Origin of the sequence: Nocardiopsis sp. TNDT3, assembly GCF_003427465.1 — a bacterium.
GTDB lineage: Bacteria > Actinomycetota > Actinomycetes > Streptosporangiales > Streptosporangiaceae > Nocardiopsis > Nocardiopsis dassonvillei.
On the sequence record NZ_QPFC01000209.1, the window covers coordinates 1 to 4,227 of the forward strand.

The following is a 4,227-nucleotide window of genomic DNA, read 5'->3' on the forward strand; positions in this document are numbered from 1 at the left end:
CCCGTGACGGGCGCCGCCCACGAACGCGTCAGCCGTAACCGCTCCGGGCGTCCCGGGACCCCCGGGACGCCCGGAGCGCCGTCCCGGCCCGACCGCCATCAGGACGGCCGTACTCAGGCCGACGCCGGAAGGAGGGCGGCCACGTCCTCGGAGCTGACCTGCTCGTAGCCCAGGGCCACGTACAGCTCCTCCAGGGACGGGTACCCCGAACGGCGCGCCACCCCGGTCATCGCCCCCGACGACTCGGCCTCGATGAGCCGGTCCGCCCCCACCAGGGCGATCATCCGCTCCCGGCCGGTGTGCTCCGCCTGCTCGTGGGCGCGCGTGCGGTGCCAGGCGGCGATCGCGACCCGCGCCCTGCCGGTCCTGACCGAGTCCAGCCACCCGCGGTCGGGGGCGGGCACGGACTTGGTGATGATGTGCACCGTCTCCCCTTCGCGGACCCGGGTCGCGGGGCTGACCAGGCGGCCGTCGATGGCCGCCGCCGAGTAGCGGTCGCCGGTGTCGGCGCCGAGCGCGTAGGCCACGTCGACCGGTGTGGCGCCCTCGGGGAGGGTGAGGACCTGGCCCTGCCCGGTGAGCACGGTGATGCTGTCGGCGAGGTCGGTGCGCACGCCCTCCAGGAGTTCCTCGGCCGAGGCCTGCTCCTGCCACCCGAGCAGCCGGGTCAGCCACTCCGGGTCGGTGGTGCGCTCGGTGGTCAGGCGGCCGTCCCTGCCGGTGGCCTGGCGGATGTCGGCGATGATGCCGTACTCGGAGACCTGCTGGGCGTGGGAGTCGCAGATGATGATCTGCACGCGGCGGCCGGACTCGGTGAGGACGGTGGTGTGCAGCGCCCGGTACAGGTTGTACCGGGGGGTGGCGATGAAGTCGCGGAACTTGGCCGGGTAGGGCTTCCACCTGCCGTGGACCGCCCCCAGGGCCAGGTAGGCGTTGCGCTCGTCGCCCTTGACGACGACCACGTACCGGACGGTGTCCAGCGGGTCGGGGTCGCCGGTCAGGCCGGTTCCGGAGGTGAACACCGAGTACGGGTGGCGGGAGCGCACCTCCACCCGCGCCTTGACGCGGAAGGAGGCCAGGCCGTCGCGCAGGGAGACGCGCAGCGCGTCGATCTCGTGGGCGCAGCCCTCGCGGACCCGGGCCACCCGCGTGCTGACCCGTTCGAAGTCCTCACCCTCCAGGTACTCGAAGCACAGGTCCTCCAGGTCGCGCTTGAGCCGGTACACCCCCAGCCGCTCCGCGAGGGGGATGAGGAGCTCCCGGGTGCCCTGGGCGATCTTGACGCGCTTGTGCGGGGGCTGGAACTGGAGGGTGCGCAGGTTGTGGAGCCGGTCGGCGAGCTTGATCAGCAGCACGCGCAGGTCGTCGCGGGCGGCCACCACCATCTTGCGGAAGGTCTCCCCCGCCGCCGCGCTGCCGTACATGGACCGGTCCACCTTGGTGACGCCGTCCACCATGACCCCGACCTCGGTGCCGAACTCCGCCGCGAGGTGGGCCAGGCTGAACGGGGTGTCCTCCACCGTGTCGTGCAGGAGGGCGGCGACCAGCGTCGCGGTGTCCAGGCCCATCTCGGCGAGGATGGTGGCCACGGCGACCGGGTGGATGATGAACGGCTCGCCGCTCTTGCGCTTCTGCTCCTTGTGCAGGTGCTCGGCCACGGCGTAGGCCCGGCTCAGCAGCGCCACGTCGGCCCTGGGGTACCAGCGCTGGTGTTCCCTGACCAGGGCCCGGACCCGGTCGGCGGGGGTGGAGGTGGCCTTGGCCGCGTTGAGCCCCTGCCACCACTGGGTGGACGCCGTCACATCGGGTGCGCCCATCGCGACCCCCTGTCCGCACACTGATCCGAGTCCGAACAGTGTAGTGACCGGCGGCCGCCGTGGGACCGGGAATCCGGAGTCCGCGCTCCCAGACGCCGCACGCACCATCGGCCGCGGGCCCGTGACCGGGCCCGGCCTCAAAGGTCCCCGGCAGGCAGGAGCCGCACCAGGCTGACCTGAGTCCCCTCGTCGGTCCGGGCGTGGGCGGCGCTCACTCTCCACCGACCGGCGGGCAGCGGGACAGGAGCACGCTCGGGCGACCCTTCTCCGGGGTGGACGGTGTCTGGAGAGGACCCCGGAGTGACGGAGTCCATGAGGACGGCGGGGCCGTCCGTCACCCAGACACCGCACTCCTCCCATTCCACGGCGGAATCGGCCAGGACCGCCTCGGCCGCGGCTCTCAGGTCGGCCTCGGAGTCGGCGGCGATCCAGCGCAGGAAAGCACGGTGCTCAGGCAGGTAACAGCCGGGGTCGGGGCCGTCCCCCAGGACCAGTGCCCGCCCGTCGCCGTCTCCCACGGCGATCACCCCGGCCAGGCCGTCCACGGTGCAGGCCCGGTCGTAGTCGTCAGGGGTGTCCGTCTCCCCCCAGATCATCCCCGTCTCGGTACAGCCCTCCCACGCGGGCAGCAGGGAGACGGGGATGGCGAGCAGCGGGCCGCCCATGGACTCGATCCACGTAAGGGAGCTACGGGGCTCGTTGGCTCCGATCCGAGAACTCATGGCACCGAGTGTGTCCCCGGCCAGCGACAGTCCAGCCACGGTCGTCGGTGCCCCTGCCGTGTCCGCGTGGCCGCCGCGGCTACTCGCCGGTGAAGGAGGGCCTGACCCGGGCCAGGGAGGCGCTGACCCCGGCCTCGTGGTCCTTGGTGCCGAGCTGCTTGTTCTGCTCGACGATCTCCCGGTCCAGGGCGGCGGGCAGCGCGGCGAGCAGGTCGGCGCGGAGCGTGGCCTTCATCGAGCGCACGGTCAGCGGGGCGGAGGCGGCGATACGGTGGGCGTGGTCCACGGCCGCCGACCGCAGGGCGGCCTCGTCCACCAGCAGGTCGGCCAGGCCGATGGCGTGGGCCTCGGTGCCGGTGACCCGGCGGGCGGTGTAGAACATGTCGGCGGCCTTCTGGCGGCCGACGATCGCGGGCAGGGACACGCTCAGCCCGAAGCCCTGGTGCAGGCCCAGGAGACCGAAGTTGGCGTGGAAGCGGGTGGAGGGCGCGGCCACCCGGAAGTCCGCCGCGCAGGCCAGGCCCAGGCCGCCGCCCACCGCCGCGCCCTGGACGGCGGCGACCACGGGCACCGGCAGGGCGAACAGGCGCAGCGCCTCACCGTAGATGGCGCTGAGGGTCCGGACCGGGGTGTCGCCGACCCCGCCCGCCGCGAAGTCCACCCCGGCGCAGAAGTTCTTGCCCTCCGAGCACACCACGAGGGCGCGGCGGTCCCCGGTGGCGACCAGTTCCTCGGCGGTGTCCGCCAGCTCCTTGAGGAGGGCGTGGTCGAAGTGGTTGTTGGGCGGTCGGTGGATCTCCAGGACGGCGACATGGCCGTCGAGGCGGACGGACAGTTCCTCGCTCATCGGACGCCTTCCCGTGCGTTCGGTGTGACCGGCCACGATGTTACCGCCGAGTAGGACAACCGCGGGCGACCGCCCCCTCCCGAACGCGCGTGCGACGCGAAACGGACGAACCGGGCACTGGGATTCACCCGCACCACGCGCGCGGCGTGCGGCCGAAGCCGACGGCCGACTCCCCTCCCCCGGTTGCGCCAAAGGCGCCCACGCGCGCCCGCCGGTCCAGCACACTGGCCTTGCCGGTCGCCCAGCAGCGGCGATCGCGCTTCGAAGACGCGAAGACACGAAGGGTTCTGCCATGGCCAGCATTCCGGGCGACCTGCTCTACACCACGACCCACGAATGGGTCCGCCGGGAGCCCGGCGGCACGGTCTCCGTCGGACTGACCGACTTCGCCCAGCGGCAACTGGGCGACGTGGTCTTCCTGGAGCTGCCCGGAGCCGGGGACAGCTTCGACGCCGAGGAGGCGGTGGGCACGGTGGAGTCGGTCAAGGCCGTGTCGGAGTTCTACGCGCCGTTCGGATGCGAGGTGGTCGAGGTCAACACCGAACTCGCGGAGGAACCCGAGCAGGTCAACGACGACCCCTACGACTGCTGGCTCTACCGGGCCCGGCCCTCGGACCCGGGGGCGGTGGACGGGCTGCTCGACGCCGAGGCCTACGCGGAGCTGCTCCGGGAGGAGGCCGAGGAGTAGGGCTCGTCGGCGGGCCCGCATCCTCTCCTCCGCGGACCCGTCGAAGGCCCCGCCGGTCGGCGGCCCGCCCCTGCCGGGGCCCGGCCGCGCGGTCGGCGGCCGGGCCCGCGGGACACGGACCGCAGGGGCCGGGCGCACCGCCTCCCGGTGCGC

At 73.3% G+C, this 4,227-nt stretch carries 4 protein-coding genes; 1 reads left to right on the forward strand and 3 read right to left on the reverse strand.

The genetic code is table 11. From position 1 onward, the window contains the following. Positions 1 to 113: 113 nt before the first annotated feature. The 3 genes from DQW06_RS05660 to DQW06_RS05670 all read right to left on the reverse strand — a co-directional run bounded on the left by DQW06_RS05660 (position 114) and on the right by DQW06_RS05670 (position 3,386). On the reverse strand, positions 114 to 1,817 hold the full coding sequence (locus DQW06_RS05660) for a bifunctional (p)ppGpp synthetase/guanosine-3',5'-bis(diphosphate) 3'-pyrophosphohydrolase (RefSeq protein WP_013152107.1): 1,704 nt from the start codon (positions 1,815 to 1,817) through the stop codon (positions 114 to 116). A 137-nt stretch (positions 1,818 to 1,954) separates the two neighbouring features. Next, positions 1,955 to 2,539: an immunity 21 family protein gene (locus DQW06_RS05665; protein WP_071623158.1), complete on the reverse strand. Its 585-nt coding sequence runs from the start codon at positions 2,537 to 2,539 to the stop codon at positions 1,955 to 1,957. Positions 2,540 to 2,618: 79 nt separating this feature from the next. Further along, positions 2,619 to 3,386 carry an enoyl-CoA hydratase/isomerase family protein gene (locus tag DQW06_RS05670; protein ID WP_013152105.1) on the reverse strand — a complete coding sequence of 256 codons (768 nt, stop codon included), beginning with the start codon at positions 3,384 to 3,386 and terminating at the stop codon, positions 2,619 to 2,621. 292 nt (positions 3,387 to 3,678) lie between these two features. On the opposite strand from DQW06_RS05670, the gene gcvH reads away from it, so the two are divergent. Continuing rightward, positions 3,679 to 4,074 (forward strand): glycine cleavage system protein GcvH, encoded by a 396-nt coding sequence (gene gcvH / locus DQW06_RS05675; protein ID WP_013152104.1) that lies wholly within the window; start codon positions 3,679 to 3,681, stop codon positions 4,072 to 4,074. The last annotated feature ends 153 nt before the right edge of the window (positions 4,075 to 4,227 follow it).